The 744-nt window shown below is 55.6% G+C and carries 1 pseudogene; it reads right to left on the reverse strand.

What is annotated here, in order from left to right:
* Nucleotides 1-744 (reverse strand): annotated as a pseudogene (locus HED22_RS19540) (flagellin); the annotation flags it as partial.

Raw genomic sequence — 744 nt, forward strand, 5'->3', positions numbered from 1 at the left:
GAAGTCGGATGCGCCGGTGTTGTCACCGCGGATGGTAGCAACCGAAGCCGAGAAGTTGGTGTTGACCGTGAAGGTCAGACCAAGTTCGTCGAAGTTCAGGGTGTTGCTATCACCTGCACCAATTGCCGTCGTGCCGCCAGTGCGGAAGTCGGTGACGTCAATCGACTGGGTGCGGTCAGCTGCACCATCAATGGTGCTGGTGACGGTCATGATGACCTGGTCGCCTGCGCCATAAGTGATGTTCACTTCAAAACTGTTATCGGTAACAGTGTTGGTGTTGGCGTCAGTTGCCCAGTAGTTGTTGTCGGTGATGGCAAAGTTGTCAAAACCGTTGACTGGAACAAGAGCTTCACCAGAGCCGGCAGCAGCAAGGTCGCCGAATTCAATCGCAACATCGCCGCCATCACCGAGCAACTGAATGCCGTTGAAGTTGGTCGAGGAAGCGATACGATCGATCTCGTCACGCAGTTCGGTGAACTCGTCATTGAGGAAGCCGCGTTCGGTATCGGACAGGTTGCCAGAAGAAGCCTGAACCGACAGTGTCTTCATACGAACGAGGATGTCGTCAATGGTTGCCATGCCGCCGTCGGCGATCTGGAGCATGGAGTTCGCCTGACCAACGTTAACCGTTGCCGTTTTCAGGGCCTGGGTGGTTGCATTCAAGCGTGCACCGATGGCCATGGAGGCAGCATCGTCGCGGGCCGAAACAACACGGGTACCAGAAGACAGTTTGGAAAGGGAACG

It is taken from the genome of Thalassospira sp. HF15 (genome assembly GCF_011806525.1).
In the GTDB taxonomy this organism is placed as follows: domain Bacteria; phylum Pseudomonadota; class Alphaproteobacteria; order Rhodospirillales; family Thalassospiraceae; genus Thalassospira.